A 16,054-nucleotide genomic window follows, 5' to 3' on the forward strand; every position below is an offset into this window, starting at 1 on the left:
GAAAAAACGAAAAAACAGTCTGTTAATCAGCGAAAAATTGTTTTCTGTTAGACCATTTCCTGAAATCATACGTTAAAATAAGCGGTCAGTGTCTGGTGGTTTGTTTTCTGATAAAGCAACCGGCAGAAGGGCGTAGCATATCATGTTTTCACGGGGGGAATCACTTTGGGCTTCTTCACTTCCACATCAAAAGACGAGCAGCAGAATCGACCGGAAAATTCCGTTGCCGGTTCGAGCTATTTGTTGTGGATTGATGGAGCAGGGACCTTTCTAGTCTATTTACAAGAGACGTTAAGAATTGGTGGTCCGGGGGACCCGGGCACTGTGACTGGCTTTGATTCGACCTGGGCTGATTTATCATTGCTGGCCAACTTGTCGCGACACCATATTTCTCTGACCCGATCTGGCGAAAGCTATTATGTGGAAGCGAAAGCGCCCGTATATTGTAATCGACGTCCAGTCAATGATCGCGTCTTGCTGTCTGATCCATCAGAACTTAGACTGAATGAAGAAGTGTTAATCACGTTCAGGCAACCAACGGTGCTTAGTGCTTCGGCTTGTCTCGAATTGACAAGTCAGCATCAACCACAGCAACGCCTGGATGGAATTGTATTAATGGCCGATACCTGTTTGCTTGGTTCTTCATCCGAGAATCATGTGGTCTGTGATCGTTGGCCGGGTTCGGTGATCTTATATCGACAGGGGGATCAGATCCTGTGTCGTTCCAAACTGAAAATTCATGTGAATCAGGTCTCAGCATCAGAAGGAGCCGTCTTAACCCCAGGCTCTGTTGTGAGTGGTCCAGATCTTCGCTTTCGTTGGGAGGTTGTTGCTTAAACAAGTTGGGGTTTTACTCGCGCTAGTCAGAAATTAATTATTATGGAAGTTGGAATCATGTTCACGCTTGTTGCCTTGGTCGTTTGGTTGGTCTGTTTTGCGATCTCCTGTTTGGCATTTGTATTTTGGATTTGGATGCTCATTGATTGTCTTAAATACGAATCGTCTACCGGCAATGATAAGATTATCTGGGCACTTGTGATTGTATTCCTCAATGGGATTGGCGCCTTAGTATATTACTTTGTACGACGTCCCGAGAGAATTAAACAATTTGGACAGTAGATTTGAAGAAATAAAAAGATCCGGCACGATGTTTCGAACGTTAAGATAGAGATAGAGTAGAGAGCAGCAAATTGTTGCATGTATGAAGTTATATGTGTTGAGGAACCTTACCTCAAGTCATTAACCGTACGACAAACACGTTGTTCAGCGGATGGAATAAACGAATGAAATTCACCTTTGCACCTGAATCGAAACCTTTAGAAGGATTTACGATCAAACGCGCCATCGATCGGGGCGGATTTGGTGAGGTGTATTATGCACTGAGTGATTCCGGAAAAGAGGTTGCCCTAAAACTCCTCCAGCAAAATATGGATATCGAGCTACGAGGGGTTACTCAATGTATGAACTTGAAGCACCCCAATTTGGTTACGATCTTTGATGTCAAAACCGACCAGGATGGCGACCATTGGGTGGTGATGGAGTATGTTTCTGGTCAGGGACTCGATAAAGCTTTGCATCAGTATCCGAATGGAATGCCGATGGAGCAGGTTCGCTATTGGCTCTCGGGTATTTCTGAAGGGTTGGCTTACTTACATAGTCGGGGATTGGTTCATCGTGATTTAAAGCCTTCGAATGTGTTTCGTGATGGTGAAATCATCAAAGTGGGTGATGTCGGACTATCCAAGTTCATCACTCATAGTCGTCGCAGCGCAAATACACAGAGTGTGGGTACCGTCTACTATATGGCGCCGGAAGTGGCAAAAGGCCGTTATGGTAAAGAAGTAGATGTTTACGCTGCCGGTGTCCTGGTTTATGAAATGATTACAGGCGTAGTTCCCTTCGATGGGGAATCGACGGCTGAAATTTTGATGAAACATCTTTCCGAAAAACCGGACCTGAGTCGTTTACCTGTTCATTTACGTGCCGTTTTAGGGCGTGCATTGGAAAAGGATCCTCAGAAGCGAATTTCTGATATCAGAGAGTTTAAGCAGCAGTTTGAACGTGCATTGTTTCAGCGAGATACACACACGGAGATCCCCGAAGATTCCTTTGAAGAGACACATTTTTCAAATCGACAAACCGGTCAAAACGTTGACTCAGATCTGGCACAAACAGCGTATATTCAAAAAAGCCCTGATGGTTCTGCTTCTTCGACAGGTTTGAATGGCGTTACCACTTTCGTGTTTATATTCATTGGATTGTTCCTTTTTCTGTGTACGATTGGAAGACCTGGTTTCCTGGAATTACTGATTGTCGGTTTTCTGAGCGCGATCCTCGCAGGTATTTTTTCTGTGTTCAGCAGGTCCGGGCGCGCTTTGCTAGCTAGAGGAGCAACTGCTGTTGTGAACGGGCCTCCTCCCATCTCAATGATTTCCAAGTGTAAAAAAGCGATCGTAAAAGGCCCGCCTCCCCTGAGTGATCTTCTGGGAAAAGGACAAAACTCTAATGGACAACCCGCAACGGAAGATTATCGACAACAGAAACTGGAAGAGGCTCGTATTTTTCGAGAAAAGCAACAGAAAGAAGTGGAAGCGCATCAGAGATATGTCCGAGAGCAGCATCGACGAAAACAATGTTTTCCGCGACGTTTGACTCCCAAATCACGTCGGTCTATTTCTCTGCGAAGTCGGTTATACGATTTGTCAATCTCTATGATCAAAGCTGTTGTTTGTACGTTAGTGATCGTGGCTGGGATATTGTTTTTTACCGATGGAGCGATTTCAAAAGGTTTTTGGACAGGTTCTGACCTCACTCCCTTTGCGCTACTGACGTTTGGTTCTTTGATCGCTACCTGGAGTGTCTTATTGGTGGCCAAGATGACCGAGGGTAAATCATTCGATAACAGTACACGTCGCTTAATGTGGTTAGGAGTCGGTGCAGTGGTGGGAGCGATGATTTACCTGCTTCAAGTTGATATCTTAATGACAACGAAAAATGCCTCATTAGTATTGCATAGTGATCAGAATCCGATCTTTAATACTGTTGGTCCTTACTCGTTAGTCTTATCAGATCAGCAGCCAAGCCTGATCGGCTATGTTGTCTTTTTCAGTATGTTGTTCTGCTTCCGTCGTTGGTGGTGGCACGCCGATTCATTTCGTCCCAAGAAGTTCCGAGTTTCATCGGTCTTGTTGACAGTCTTTGCCGCTTATGTCATCACAGCAATCTGGGCATTTCCAATGACGGCTGCTCTCTGCTGGGCTGCGATTATTTCGAGTGTAGTTCAGTTGTCTGCCACTTGGATACCAGATGAAGAACGCGTCGCAGCGCTGAAAGGAGAGAGCAATGGCTGTTAGTTTTGGTTTGATATTCATTTTTATGTTACTGATCGTCTTGCCATTGGTCATTCTGGCAGGAAGCATCGTGATTCGCAGCTTATTAAAAGGGAATTATGTTCCTGTGCTGGTAACCTTTGCGATGGCAGGAGTTGCATTCCTGTTTTTGACCATTTTCTATTTGCGAGCATCACATGTGACAGTATCTCAAGAAGCTGTGAGAGAAGAAATGAATACAATGCAGTCTGTCTCAGCTCGAAGGATAAATAGAGAGCAGTTAAAACCTAATGCTGTCAAAGCTTCTACACCGGTATTCATTCCTGTTTCAGATGAACCATTGGTGGCCAATAAACCTGCTCTGCCTGATTTGAATATTCCAACAAAAGGGAACACGCCAGAAAGAATACCCGAGCAGTTACCAGAATGGGTTCTTAGCGGGCTAGAAGAAGGTATGAAGAATCGATACCCGGTATCAGGTAAAATGGTGTTTCGCTCCGGGCTCTTTGCGACACGTGATGGGGCGCTGGAGAATGCATTGGCCAAAGCAACTCAAAAACTACAATCCAATTTAAATTCCAGCAGTCCGCAGTACCGTCTTTCTGGCTGGAGACTCACCCCGGAATTGGCACGCCAAACGGCATATCGCAGAGTCTATTATCAGACTGTTGAACACGATTTTGGTTATATTCTCAAATCAGGAGAGCCATTCAAACAGGAGATGTATCGCGCTTATCTGGAAGTAGAAGATACGACTCCGGTTCGCGAGAAGATTCTTCAAAAATGGAGAAAGGATACCGGTAATCAACGGGTTGCCTGGTTGGGAGGGGGCTTTGGTCTGATTACATTACTTTGTATGGGGGTTGCCGTTTATTTGCGAGCCACGCATGCCCCGGCTACAATCAAGACAAATCCCTAATTTCCTTTCTTTAAGCAGCTGACGACTCGATCATGCCCATTGACGAAGCCGACCAACTTCTCGTGTCTCAAATTAAGGCAGGTGATCCCGATGCCTGGGCTGAGTTAATTGCGCGGTTTGAAGGTCGCTTGCTGGCATTTGTGAATAGCCGATTACGAAATGCGGCGACCAGCGAGGATGTTGTTCAGGAAACATTTATGGGATTCCTGATCAGTATTCCCAATTATGATCCTGCAACCCCTTTGGAGTCATTTCTATTCGCGATAGCCTCTCATAAATTAACAGACCTTCTGCGGAAGCAGGGCAGGCGCCCCACGATTCCCCTTTTCCCCGATGAAGGTGGTGAGCGAGAAACGCATCGGGAACCAGCCGGCCATGCACGTGTGGCCTCCAGCCTGGCACGGAGCAAAGAGCGAAAATCAAGAGAAGAGCAAATCATCAGTGAGAGTTTGCAGACATTGATCTTATCTTGGATCAAAAATGGAGAGTTCGAACGGCTACAGTGCATCGAGCAGCTATTTGTTTCGGGTAAGGCGAATAAAGAAGTTGCGTTACAGTTACAAATTTCAGAACAAGCCGTTGCCAACCATAAGCATTTTGTGGTGGGCAAATTAAAGGACGCTATCAAAACAGCTCAGATTCACGATGCAGATTTAGTCGGATTGGGATTGTCCGAGTAGTCAGTCAACTTTGATCTCATCTCAGATAAAGAGCAGCAAAAAACCTCGCAATCAAACTGATGTGCGAGGTGATTTTAATGATTTCAAATTTTAGCAAACAGAAGCAAGCTGCCCCATCAAGATTAGAACTTGATGTGCTTGCGTTTTTGCTTACGTGCTTTCGCACTCGCAGGTCGACGACCGTGGTTTGCTTTTTTCAATTTTCGTTGTGTTTTGGCCATGACGATATCCTTTAATGGTCTTCAATTTTTGCAATCAAGACCACACGTTGACTGATGAGGTCTGCAAATTGTTATCGGTACAGGGTCGAGCATTCTAGTCGAACGTCGTCCTGAAAAAAAGCCAATCAGCCAAAAATCGCTTTTTCGAGCGGAATTCTCTGAAATCAGCTTGGATTTTGGGCCAAAAGTTTGTTTGTCAGACCCTCAGTATGTGGACTGTTGTTCTTGCTCTGGTTAGCATGGTGAGGAATCTATGAATACTGGACAAATTTAAACACGAACCTGAATTGTGCTAAAGAAATTCCTCATGCTAGCCAAACTATTTACTTATTCGTTATTGGGAATTGATGCCAAACCGGTTGAAGTTGAGGTAGATATCTCTCCCGGAGCGATGCCGAAAACCATTCTGGTGGGATTAGCAGAAGCGGCCGTTAAGGAGAGTACGCATCGTATAGAACGGGCTCTAGTCAACAGTGGTTACAATCGTCCCATTGATCGGATTGTTATCAACCTTTCACCAGCTGACCTCCCCAAGGATGCGGCTTCGTTTGATCTGCCGATTGCTTTAGGTCTGCTGATTGCGAGTGGGCAATTGGCCTCAGATCGATTTCAGGATTTTGCTGTGGTAGGAGAGCTGGCGTTGGATGGTACGATTCGTCCGGTGCGTGGCGCGTTATCGATGGCACTAGCGGCACGTGAGCAGGGGAAGCAGGGGTTGTTAGTTCCGGTTCAGAACGCAGAAGAGGCTGCTGTCGTAGAAGGTCTGGATGTGTTCGCCGTGGGTACTTTGGCAGAAGCCGTTGGTTTTTATACGGGAAATTTACCCATCGAAGCAGTTGAGTTTTGCTGGGAAGATGCTCTGGAAGAACATGCCCAATACGATATTGATTACAGTGATGTCAAGGGGCAGGAATATTCAAAGCGTGCGATCACTGTGGCAGCGGCCGGTATGCATCATTTACTGATGATTGGTTCTCCCGGTACAGGCAAGACACTCTTGGCCTCACGGCTCAGTACCATTCTTCCTCGGCTTTCGCAGGAAGAAAGCTTGGAGACGACACGCATTTATAGTGCGATGGGGCGCTTACAGAGCAATCAATCACTAGTCATGTTGCGGCAGTTTCGCATGCCCCACCATACGATTAGTGAAGCAGGTTTGGTGGGAGGAGGGTCGACACCGGCGCCTGGTGAGATCAGTTTGGCGCATAACGGGCTCTTATTTCTCGATGAACTTCCTGAGTTTAATCGACGTACCTTAGAGGTATTGAGGCAACCATTAGAAGGAGGCAATGTCACGATCTCCCGTGTGATGGGTAGCGTAACTTTTCCTGCGAACGTGATGTTAATTGCCGCCATGAATCCCTGCCCCTGTGGCTATCTTTCTGACACGCGTCGAAAATGTTCCTGCAATCCGGTCCAGATCGAACGTTATCTTTCTAAAATCAGTGGCCCGTTACTGGATCGAATTGACATTCATATTGAAGTGCCTCCTGTTCCTTTTCGCGAACTTTCAAATCAATCATCGGGAACAAACAGTGCCACTATGCGCGAACAGGTATTGGAAGCGCGGGAGATTCAGGCCCGCCGATTTAAACATGAATCGAATTCCCACAACGGTCGCATGACGCCGCGGCAATTGCGAAAATATAGTCAATTGGCTGCAGACGCAGAAGCATTATTGAAATCAGCGATGGAAGAAATGGGCCTCTCAGCGCGGGCACACGATAAAATTTTGCGCATCAGCCGCACGATTGCTGACCTTGAACCTTGCGATCAAATCACGGCGGCTCATGTAAGTGAAGCCATCAATTATCGTACCCTGGATCGGCAATTCTGGTCATAAGAGCGCAGCCCATTCTACTGGTATAAGGCTTAGCCTTGATGTGATTCCAGTTCTTGTGTCATCAGTTGAGCGATGATGTTCATCAGCTTTTTTTTCTGAATGGGTTTGGTTGCGTAAGCGTCACAACCGGCATCAAGACATTTTTCCATGTCGTGTTTCATTGCATGGGCGGTTAAAGCAATAATCGGGCTTAAATATCCTGCATCGCGTAGTTTCCTGGTAGCCGTATAACCATCCATCACTGGCATTTGCATATCCATCAAAATGAAATCATAAGGCGCTCCATTTTCGAACTTTACGATTGCCTGCTCATAACCAATTTTACCATTCTCAGCGAGATCCACATCGATACCTTCCTTTTTTAACAGGAAAGAGATGAGTCGCTGATTATCCACACCATCTTCAACAATTAGTGCCTTGCGCGTTGAATTCGAGACACTTGTTTCAAGCAATTGATGAGAATTTATTTCGCTGGAAGATTTTGTGATTGAGTTTTCATCTAATTGCAAAAGAGGGACTGCCTCAAGAGATCCTGTATTCACAGTTACTGTAAAAGTACTACCTTGATTTACAGTACTTTTTACTTGAATCATACCACCCAGCATTTCAACCAGCCGTTTTGTGATCGTCAAACCGAGTCCCGTACCTCCAAATTTCCTTGTAGTTGAGTTGTCAGCTTGTGTGAAAGGTTGGTAGATCTGTGAAATCGCTTCTTCAGAAAGGCCGATTCCTGTATCGATGATATCAAATTGAAGTTGTGGTGAAGCATCTTTGGACTGAATGAGTTGTGTTCGTAATTCAACAGAACCCGATTTAGTAAATTTGATCGCATTTCCGAGCAGGTTGATCAGAATTTGTCGAAGTCGAGTCGGGTCTGAAGTAATTGTTTCTGGTATGGGATTTTGAAAAGAAATGATGAAATTCAAACCTTTCGAGTCTGCCTTAAATTGCATTAATGATGCAATATCACTCACAATTTCTCGAGTGTTGATTTGCATGTTTTCGAGAGTGATTTTCCCAGCTTCAATTTTTGATAAATCAAGAATATCATTGATGATTTCGATGAGGTGTTCACCGTTTCGCTTTACGATGGTTGCAGATTCAATGTTTTCTTCATCGTTTAGATTACCAAGTAGTATATCTGCGAAACCCAAAATGGAATTCATAGGAGTACGGATTTCATGACTCATATTTGCTAGAAATTCACTCTTTGCTTGATTTGCTGCTTCCGCTTTGTAGCGTGCTTCATTCAGTGACTTTTCATACTCTTTACGTTTGCTGATATCTTGAATAATTCCAGTGAAAATGTTCCGATCAGCCAGTACGACTGAGCTGAGCGCAAGTTCTGCTGGAAATGTAGAACCATCTTTTCTTTGGGCGATAATTTCTTGTCTCCCTCCGATGGCTTTTCGCAGTTCTGGATTGAGAGCATCAATCGTATTTTTATCTTGCCGTTGCTCCTGTTTTAGAGGAATTAATAAATCGATGTTTTTTCCTATGGCTTCATGATTTTGATAACCGAATAACTGCTCCGCTCCGAGATTAAACTCTTCAATGAACCCCCGGGGATTGATTGTGATTACGGCATCAATCACATTATCCATGATAGATCGGTATCGCGTCTCGCGATCTTTCACATTTGCTAACAACATTTCCTGGGCATCCAATACCCGGTTGTATTGATAACCAACAATACCCGCTTCCGAAAACGAATCGATATCAGCTCTTAACGCGTTTTCTCCTTTTTCGTTGGCGACCATTGTCTTCAGGAGTTGATGCAGCTCTGTTGAAGCTCCATGTTCTACTACATTGAGTCCTATTTTTTCTTCTTCCACAGTCACGCGGATGGGCTTGAATCGATTGAGAAATGACATGCAAATCCAGATCACCCCAAAACTCCACAGGAAACAGGTGACAACACCTAAGGCTTGAATTCCAAACTGTTGTACGCGAGAAACTCCATTTTGAAAGTGTTCTATATCAGCGAAAATGGCAACCGCCAATGTTCCCCAGGCTCCGGCAAATCCATGCACGGGAATGGCTCCGACAACATCATCCACCTGGAATCGCTTTTCCAGGAGATGGAGTGAAGCCAGCATGACCACCCCAGCAATGGCGCCAATCAGGATCGCACTTGTGTAAGAGACGGCGTTACAAGATGCGGTGATAGCCACGAGCCCTGCTAGTGATCCATTAAAGACTTTTTCGACGGAGATTTGTTTCGAGGTCATCATTACCCAAAATAACGCACACAATCCTCCTGAGATGCCCGCTAAGATCGTGTTTAAGAATATGACTGGAACTTCGCTATTCAAAGCCAGTGTGCTACCACCATTAAATCCAAACCATCCCAGCCAGATTAATAAAACACCCAGTCCTGCTAACGGAAGATTACTTGATGAAAAGTGAGTCTGGTTCGACTTTTGAGAAAAACGTCCGGTACGCGGGCCAAGAATCAGAACCGTTGCCATTGCAGACCAGGCTCCTACGGAATGCACAACCGTCGAACCTGCAAAGTCAATGAAGCCCAATTTTCCTAACCATCCTGAAGGATCACCGGCTAAGGTTTTTGCCCAAGCCCAATGGCCAAACAGGGGGTAAACAATGGCACCAATCGCACATGCCAGGAACAGGTATGATCGAAATTTCATACGTTCTGCGACGGCTCCCGATGAAATCGTCATTGCCGTACCGCAAAAAACGAGTTGGAAAAGAAATACAACCGTCATCCAGTGAGTGTTGCTTGAGTCTTCAAAAGCGAAATGAGATGTTCCCAATAATCCGTGAAAGGAATTACCGAACATCAGGCCGTAGCCCAGGAGCCAGAACAGTAAGGCGCCTATGAAAAAATCGACAATGTTCTTGAGTACAACATTAATGCTGTTTTTTGATCGGGAGAGTCCAGATTCAAGGCAGCAAAAACCAGCCTGCATCAGGAAGACCAGGCTGGTACATGTTAGCACCCAAATGATGTTAGTCGTTAACTCATAGGACATTAAAAAAGTGAGCCTTCGATTTCTGACTGAACGACCATAGTGCGCGCGTATGATCGTTGGAGATTTGGAGGACCTTGAAACTTTACGTTGGTTTTGACGACAGTCAAAAAGAAACTGAGGGAAAGTCCTCACTTGGTACACGATTTCATAGCAGAATAATCGATGCAGTCGTTTTATTCGGACTGGACTAAGATGAATCCAAGTACTATTGAGAAAGTCTCAAACTCAACGATTAAGTTGGTGCCTCTAGAGACAAGGGATTCGGTTCCTTAACAGGTGGGAATTCTCCTGGGCTGTTGTTTCCATACCACTGCTTTAAAACCTCTAACCACTGTTTTGCCGTTTTGACGGCAATAAATGCGTCACGAACTGCTTTTCGTTGTGGATGAAGTTCTGAATAAAAGATTCCGAATTTTCTCATCGTGTTACAGACTTTTCTCTCTCCATAGAAATCGTAAGCAATCTGAAAATGCTCTGTAATGACAGCGCGCTGCTCATAGATATCTGGTGGAGAAATCAAATGACCTTTGAGTAACTCAGCTGTTTGCTGAAAGATCCAGGGATTTCCGATCGCACCTCGCGCGATGGAAACACCGTCTACGTGAGTCACGCGCAGCATATCGATGCAGGCTTGAGGAGAGAACAGGTCACCGCTTCCAATGACCGTTTTCGTTCCCGCATGCTGTTTGACTTTTTTGAGAAATTCCCAGTTACTGGGGCCGACATATTTTTGATGCACCGTTCGTCCATGCACAGTGATTGCTGCCAGACCCCGTTCGTAAGCACCATCAAAAATATGAAAGAAGTTGTCTTCCGATTCTGCTGTATCATCAATGCCACGCCTCATTTTTAGTGTGACGGGAATGTGGTCTGGAACAACATCTCGAACGCGGGAAACAATTTCCAGTGCCACTTCTGGTTGACCCAAGTGATAGCCACCACGACACCGGCTCATCACTTTTTTAACGGGACAACCGAAATTAATGTCGATGACATCAAAGCCAGCTTCTACTAATCGCTGTGCGGCAGGGCCAAATTCTTCCGGTTCTGAGCCCATCAGTTGACCACCAACAGGGAATTCATCCTGATGGCAATACATCATTGTGTGCTGCTTACCTTGTTTGGATTGAACAATCATGCGGTCAATCATCACTTCGCAAAGTGTGTACGCTGCACCTAACTTTGCCGCGATGACCCGCATGGGGTAATCGCTATAACCGCTCAAAGCAGCTTGAAACAAGGGAGATTCTAATTGATAAGAGCCAATAGAGACCGGGGTTATCTGATGGACTAACATGATTTTGTTAAACTTATTTCTTTGTAAGATGAAAAATCAGCTTGAGAATTGTTCCAGTAATTTTTTGGTAATCTGGCCAGGCTGTTCATGACCGCAAATAGCACTACTGACAGCCACGCGTTGCGCACCAGCTTGGAGTGTCTGCTCTAGGTTGTCTCCATTAATACCACCGATTGCAAACCAGGGGAGCGTAATTTCTGCTGCGACCTGTTGAATAAACTTCAAACCAGCGTATTCATGTGCTTCAAATAATTTAGTTGTAGTCGGGAAAGTGGGGCCAACTCCCAGATAATCGGCTCCGTCCAAGACTGCTTTGCGGGCCTGTTCGATATTATGTGTAGATACACCGATCATACGACGTGGTCCCACAATTTGTCTTACTTCTCGTACTGGTAACTCATTCTGCCCGACGTGCACACCATCGGCGTCAATGGCAACGGCGAGATCCGGCCGGTCATTCATAATCAGGATCGCGCCAGTTTCTCTTGTCCACTCGCGAACACGTTTGCCATGTTCCAGCAGTTGCCGATCCGTCATTTCTTTTTCACGGATCTGCACAATTTCTATTCCTGCTGCTAATGATTCTCGAATGGCGGGACCTGAACCATGATGGCATAAGGATTCGGAGACCAGCAAATAGAGCTGACAGCCTTTCAGTTTTTGTTGGTTGTTTAGGCAACCCAGAACACTTTTTTCCAAAGTGTAAAACGAATAGCGCATTTGCTTGAAAATGGAAGCCGCTTCGACCGATATTAATTTGCTAAACTCTTCCAATGTTCGAGTTGCTTCCTGAACACGTTTTAAATTTGCCTGCAGCAAATGTTCCAGCGTTTGTCGATCAAACTCGGAAGTGGTACTGATAGCAGTACCCACATCGTTAAGTGTATCGCGACTGGCAATCAGTGATTCCTGTCCAATAAATTTCAGCGCATCTGCCAGTTGGTGACGGGTAGTTTTGAGAATACCCATCAGATGCGCATCGTCTAAAGTGAAACGGAGGTAGTCTTCTACCACACGCAGTCCTTCCCGAAGTCGATTAGCTGCGGCGTCGATGGTTCTCAAGATATGCGTCTGATCGTTGATTGTCGTAGGAACTGTCCGAAACGCAAAATCCACGTCGATTGGATCTGCCTGATGGTGCTGCTGAGCATGGATAGCTTGTCTTAGTGATTGCGCAGAAAGATTTCCTTGAGTATTCAGCCATTGAGTGTGTTTACCTTCGACGTTTAATAAACCCCACAACAGATGCTCACTTCCAATTTCGGTAGAGACATCCGCTTGACTGGCATGCTCAAGTGCGCTATTCAAAATCTCCTTGAGTGCAGGGTAATCGCGCAGCGCCTCCGATAGCTCTAGCGGCTGGTTCTCTTCCGCGTCGGAGGATGATTCATCAGGTATTTGAAGTTGGAATTCAGCTAGAATCATGACCGGCTCAATCTTATGAGTGAGCAGTATTTCTGCTGCCCGTGATTCTTCGTTGGCAAGTGCCGCCAGCAAGTGAATCGCATCCAAGTTGGTTTGGGCTGAAGTATGCGCGATTAGTTCAGCCTGATTTAGTGCGCGCTGGGCTCCTGCTGTCAGTAAGTGTTGCATGAGGATCTTTTTTAGAGGAACTAGATGATAAATGAATAAATCAATGCTGTTTCTGGAAAGAGCGTGCACAAATAGATTAACCGATCAAAGGCTTATCTTGCTACATTGAGCGTAGGGGACTAGAATTGAAATGCAGGTTTTGTCGGTCGTGTCGAATTTATGGCATTTGCGGGGTGGTGGTTTCCCCTACTTTCCTGTATGAATCTGGGTGTAGTGTTAAGAGGTGAAAGTCCCTTAAAAATCTGGCATGTTAAAATAGGTAATATATTTTGATAAGTGGTGTGTTTTCAGTGACTTCCTAGCATGGTGTTAGTGTTGTTTTTGGAAATTACTCGACGTTTTTTCGTGAGTAACGTATTATTCTTGAGAGCCCTTCTTTTTTGAATGCGATTCGATTCAAATCTGTCCATTGATACTAGAAGACACCTACTAACATCAGATAGCAAGTTTTAAGTAAAAAAGATAAAGTTACGCGATTCAATTTTAATATTGGTTTTAATATTGGTTTGAGAGAAATTGATTACTGCATTTGGGATATTTCATTTCAAGGCATAATCATACTGTTCATCCAAAAGTGCCCGACAGTAAACAGGGCCAGAGGAGAAACGAGTTATGTACGAGCGGTTTACAGATCGAGCTCGAAAAGTGATGCAGTTGGCAAATCAAGAAGCCCAACGGTTTAATCATGAATATATCGGGACCGAACATATCCTACTGGGATTAGTCAAAGAAGGTTCAGGCGTAGCAGCAAATGTGCTGAAAAATCTGGACGTGGACTTGAGAAAGATCCGCCTGGAAGTCGAAAAGATTGTGCAATCCGGCCCCGACATGGTCACCATGGGCAAGCTGCCTCAAACACCGCGTGCCAAAAAAGTCATCGAATATGCGATGGAAGAAGCGCGGAATTTGAATCACAATTATGTCGGAACTGAGCATCTCCTGTTAGGATTATTGCGAGAACAAGATGGAGTTGCCGCCCAGGTCTTAATGAATCTTGGCTTGAAACTGGAAGAAGTGCGTGAAGAAGTATTGAATCTTCTGGGCCATGGGTTGGAAGGTGGCGAAGCAGGAGAACGAACACCTGGTACTGGAAGTCAAAAAGCGGGTAAAAGTAAAACACCTGCTTTAGACAGCTTTGGTCGCGACTTAACCGAACTCGCCAAACAGAAAAAACTCGATCCCGTCATTGGGCGTTCGAAAGAAATTGAACGTGTCATTCAGATTCTCTGTCGTCGGCAAAAAAATAATCCGGTTCTGTTAGGTGAAGCCGGTGTTGGTAAAACGGCAATTGTCGAAGGTTTTGCGCAGATGGTTGTGAATGGAGAGGTTCCTGACCTGCTTCGCGACCGTCGCATTGTTGTGCTGGACCTGGCCATGATGGTTGCTGGCACCAAATATCGTGGTCAGTTTGAAGAACGCATTAAAGCCGTCATGAACGAAGTGCGTCGTGCAAAAAATACGATTTTGTTCATCGACGAATTGCATACGCTGGTTGGAGCCGGTGGCGCTGAAGGTGCCATCGATGCTTCTAATGTATTGAAGCCAGCATTAAGCCGTGGTGAATTACAGTGTATCGGTGCGACCACTTTGGACGAATACCGAAAATATATTGAAAAAGACAGTGCTCTGGAGCGACGTTTCCAGAATGTTATGGTTGAACCACCGACCGATTCACAAACGGTCGAAATTTTGCGCGGTTTACGGGAACGTTATGAAGAGCATCATAAAGTACAAATTACCGATGATGCCTTAGAAAAAGCTGTTGAGTTGTCCTCGCGATACATTACCGGTCGTTGTTTACCTGATAAGGCCATCGATGTGATTGACGAAGCAGGTGCCCGGATTCGTTTGAAATCAATGGTTCGTCCTCCCGATCTGAAAGAACTGGAAGAGGAATCAGAGCGTTTGAACCAATCGAAGGAAGAAGCTGTTGCCAATCAGGACTTCGAATTGGCTGCCAATCTTCGTGATCAGGCCGATAAATTAAAGAAACGCAAAGAGTCTTTGACTCAGGAATGGCGTGAAAAGTCCAAAGAAGTAGATGGCGTGGTCGATGCTGAAGTTGTCGCTGAAGTAGTTGCCAAAATTACCGGCGTGCCGTTGACAAGACTTTCTAGCGAAGACACCGTACGTTTGCTGAATATGGAAGATGAATTGCATGAGCGGGTCATCAGTCAGGACGAAGCCATCAAACAGGTTTCTAAAGCAGTACGCCGCAGTCGTAGTGGACTGAAAGATCCGAAACGACCGATGGGTGCCTTCTTATTCTCTGGCCCGACTGGGGTTGGAAAAACATTATTGGCCAAAACACTGGCTGAATTCATGTTCGGTGATGAAGACGCTTTGATTCAAATTGACATGAGTGAGTACATGGAGAAGCACAACGTCAGTCGTCTGATTGGTGCGCCTCCGGGATATGTAGGCTTTGAAGAAGGGGGACAGTTGACGGAGAAAATTCGTCGTCGTCCTTATGCTGTTGTTTTGCTTGATGAAATTGAAAAAGCACACCCTGATGTGTTCAACATGTTGCTTCAAATTATGGAAGAAGGTCATCTCACCGATAGCTTTGGACGTAAGGTGGACTTCAAAAATGTTGTTCTGATTATGACAACCAATGCGGGTGCTCAGGGTATGGCTCATGGAGATGCTTTCGGATTCCGGAAAGCCGACGATGATACCAGCTACGATGCCATGAAACGCAACCTGATGCATGACCTTCAGAAAGAATTCAAACCTGAATTTTTGGGACGTCTTGATGAAGTGGTTGTGTTCCGTAAACTGACTCGTGAAGAGTTAAAGCAAATTGTGGATATCGAACTCAGCAAGGTTCGCAGTCGCCTGAAAGAGCAGGGCGTTACTTTGGAGCTTACCGACGATACACGCGAGTTCATTATCGATAAAGGTTCTGAAGGTGGCGAACTCGACTACGGTGCTCGTCCATTACGTCGTTCTGTAGAACGGTACATCGAAGATCCATTGGCCGAAGAACTGCTACGTGGTAGTTTTGAGGGCAAAAACAAGGTGCTCGTCGAAGTCAGAGAAGTCGATGGCGAAAAACAACTCGGCTTTGAAGGTTCTTATGAAGCTGAGACTGAAGAACTGGAAACAGTTGGCTCAGTAGAAGGCGCTGAAGGAGACGCGTAACCTTTAATCGCGTTCTGTTTCGCTAAATGAAA

11 protein-coding genes are annotated in these 16,054 nt (G+C 45.3%); 7 read left to right on the forward strand and 4 right to left on the reverse strand.

Annotated elements, in window-relative coordinates; genetic code table 11:
• The first annotated feature begins 165 nt into the window (after positions 1 to 165).
• The 5 genes from V144x_RS01005 to V144x_RS01025 all read left to right on the forward strand — a co-directional run bounded on the left by V144x_RS01005 (position 166) and on the right by V144x_RS01025 (position 4,928).
• Positions 166 to 837, forward strand: coding sequence for an FHA domain-containing protein (locus V144x_RS01005; protein WP_144980062.1), 672 nt, complete (start codon positions 166 to 168; stop codon positions 835 to 837).
• Between the two features lie 57 nt (positions 838 to 894).
• A complete protein-coding gene (locus tag V144x_RS01010; protein ID WP_144980065.1) occupies positions 895 to 1,119 on the forward strand; it encodes a PLDc N-terminal domain-containing protein in 225 nt (74 codons plus the stop codon).
• A gap of 164 nt (positions 1,120 to 1,283) precedes the next feature.
• The gene (locus V144x_RS01015) at positions 1,284 to 3,353 is read left to right on the forward strand and encodes a serine/threonine protein kinase (protein ID WP_144980068.1); all 2,070 of its coding nucleotides are present in this window, start codon (positions 1,284 to 1,286) and stop codon (positions 3,351 to 3,353) included.
• Positions 3,343 to 4,248, forward strand: coding sequence for a hypothetical protein (locus V144x_RS01020; protein ID WP_144980071.1), 906 nt, complete (start codon positions 3,343 to 3,345; stop codon positions 4,246 to 4,248). Before V144x_RS01015 ends, V144x_RS01020 begins: the two co-directional genes overlap by 11 nt.
• 32 nt (positions 4,249 to 4,280) lie before the next feature.
• On the forward strand, positions 4,281 to 4,928 hold the full coding sequence (locus V144x_RS01025) for an RNA polymerase sigma factor (protein WP_144980074.1): 648 nt from the start codon (positions 4,281 to 4,283) through the stop codon (positions 4,926 to 4,928).
• A 122-nt stretch (positions 4,929 to 5,050) separates the two neighbouring features.
• Here V144x_RS01025 and V144x_RS28960 read toward each other — a convergent pair whose 3' ends face one another.
• Positions 5,051 to 5,149, reverse strand: coding sequence for a 50S ribosomal protein bL37 (locus V144x_RS28960; RefSeq protein WP_390620792.1), 99 nt, complete (start codon positions 5,147 to 5,149; stop codon positions 5,051 to 5,053).
• A gap of 307 nt (positions 5,150 to 5,456) precedes the next feature.
• On the opposite strand from V144x_RS28960, the gene V144x_RS01030 reads away from it, so the two are divergent.
• Positions 5,457 to 6,992 carry a YifB family Mg chelatase-like AAA ATPase gene (locus V144x_RS01030; protein WP_144980077.1) on the forward strand — a complete coding sequence of 512 codons (1,536 nt, stop codon included), beginning with the start codon at positions 5,457 to 5,459 and terminating at the stop codon, positions 6,990 to 6,992.
• A 29-nt stretch (positions 6,993 to 7,021) separates the two neighbouring features.
• On the opposite strand, the gene amt is transcribed toward V144x_RS01030, so the two are convergent.
• The 3 genes from amt to V144x_RS01045 all read right to left on the reverse strand — a co-directional run bounded on the left by amt (position 7,022) and on the right by V144x_RS01045 (position 12,878).
• On the reverse strand, positions 7,022 to 9,988 hold the full coding sequence (gene amt, locus V144x_RS01035; protein WP_144980080.1) for an ammonium transporter: 2,967 nt from the start codon (positions 9,986 to 9,988) through the stop codon (positions 7,022 to 7,024).
• A 232-nt stretch (positions 9,989 to 10,220) separates the two neighbouring features.
• Positions 10,221 to 11,285, reverse strand: a complete 1,065-nt coding sequence (locus V144x_RS01040) for a tRNA dihydrouridine synthase (RefSeq protein ID WP_144980084.1) — start codon at positions 11,283 to 11,285, stop codon at positions 10,221 to 10,223.
• 36 nt (positions 11,286 to 11,321) lie between these two features.
• Positions 11,322 to 12,878 carry a thiamine phosphate synthase gene (locus V144x_RS01045; RefSeq protein ID WP_144980087.1) on the reverse strand — a complete coding sequence of 519 codons (1,557 nt, stop codon included), beginning with the start codon at positions 12,876 to 12,878 and terminating at the stop codon, positions 11,322 to 11,324.
• Between the two features lie 612 nt (positions 12,879 to 13,490).
• Here V144x_RS01045 and V144x_RS01050 point away from each other — a divergent pair.
• The gene (locus V144x_RS01050) at positions 13,491 to 16,022 is read left to right on the forward strand and encodes an ATP-dependent Clp protease ATP-binding subunit (RefSeq protein WP_144980090.1); all 2,532 of its coding nucleotides are present in this window, start codon (positions 13,491 to 13,493) and stop codon (positions 16,020 to 16,022) included.
• Positions 16,023 to 16,054: the final 32 nt, after the last annotated feature.

Origin of the sequence: Gimesia aquarii (genome assembly GCF_007748195.1) — a bacterium.
Classification (GTDB): Bacteria; Planctomycetota; Planctomycetia; order Planctomycetales; family Planctomycetaceae; genus Gimesia; species Gimesia aquarii.

Bases quoted from the DNA above. Each gene is read 5' to 3' on its own strand.
- V144x_RS01015 (WP_144980068.1), top strand. From the start codon at position 1,284: ATGAAATTCACCTTTGCACCTGAATCGAAACCTTTAGAAGGATTTACG.
- V144x_RS01040 (WP_144980084.1), bottom strand. From the start codon at position 11,285: ATGTTAGTCCATCAGATAACCCCGGTCTCTATTGGCTCTTATCAATTA.
- V144x_RS01025 (WP_144980074.1), top strand. From the start codon at position 4,281: ATGCCCATTGACGAAGCCGACCAACTTCTCGTGTCTCAAATTAAGGCA.
- V144x_RS01010 (WP_144980065.1), top strand. From the start codon at position 895: ATGTTCACGCTTGTTGCCTTGGTCGTTTGGTTGGTCTGTTTTGCGATC.
- V144x_RS01050 (WP_144980090.1), top strand. From the start codon at position 13,491: ATGTACGAGCGGTTTACAGATCGAGCTCGAAAAGTGATGCAGTTGGCA.
- V144x_RS01020 (WP_144980071.1), top strand. From the start codon at position 3,343: ATGGCTGTTAGTTTTGGTTTGATATTCATTTTTATGTTACTGATCGTC.
- V144x_RS28960 (WP_390620792.1), bottom strand. From the start codon at position 5,149: ATGGCCAAAACACAACGAAAATTGAAAAAAGCAAACCACGGTCGTCGA.
- V144x_RS01030 (WP_144980077.1), top strand. From the start codon at position 5,457: ATGCTAGCCAAACTATTTACTTATTCGTTATTGGGAATTGATGCCAAA.
- V144x_RS01045 (WP_144980087.1), bottom strand. From the start codon at position 12,878: ATGCAACACTTACTGACAGCAGGAGCCCAGCGCGCACTAAATCAGGCT.
- amt (WP_144980080.1), bottom strand. From the start codon at position 9,988: ATGTCCTATGAGTTAACGACTAACATCATTTGGGTGCTAACATGTACC.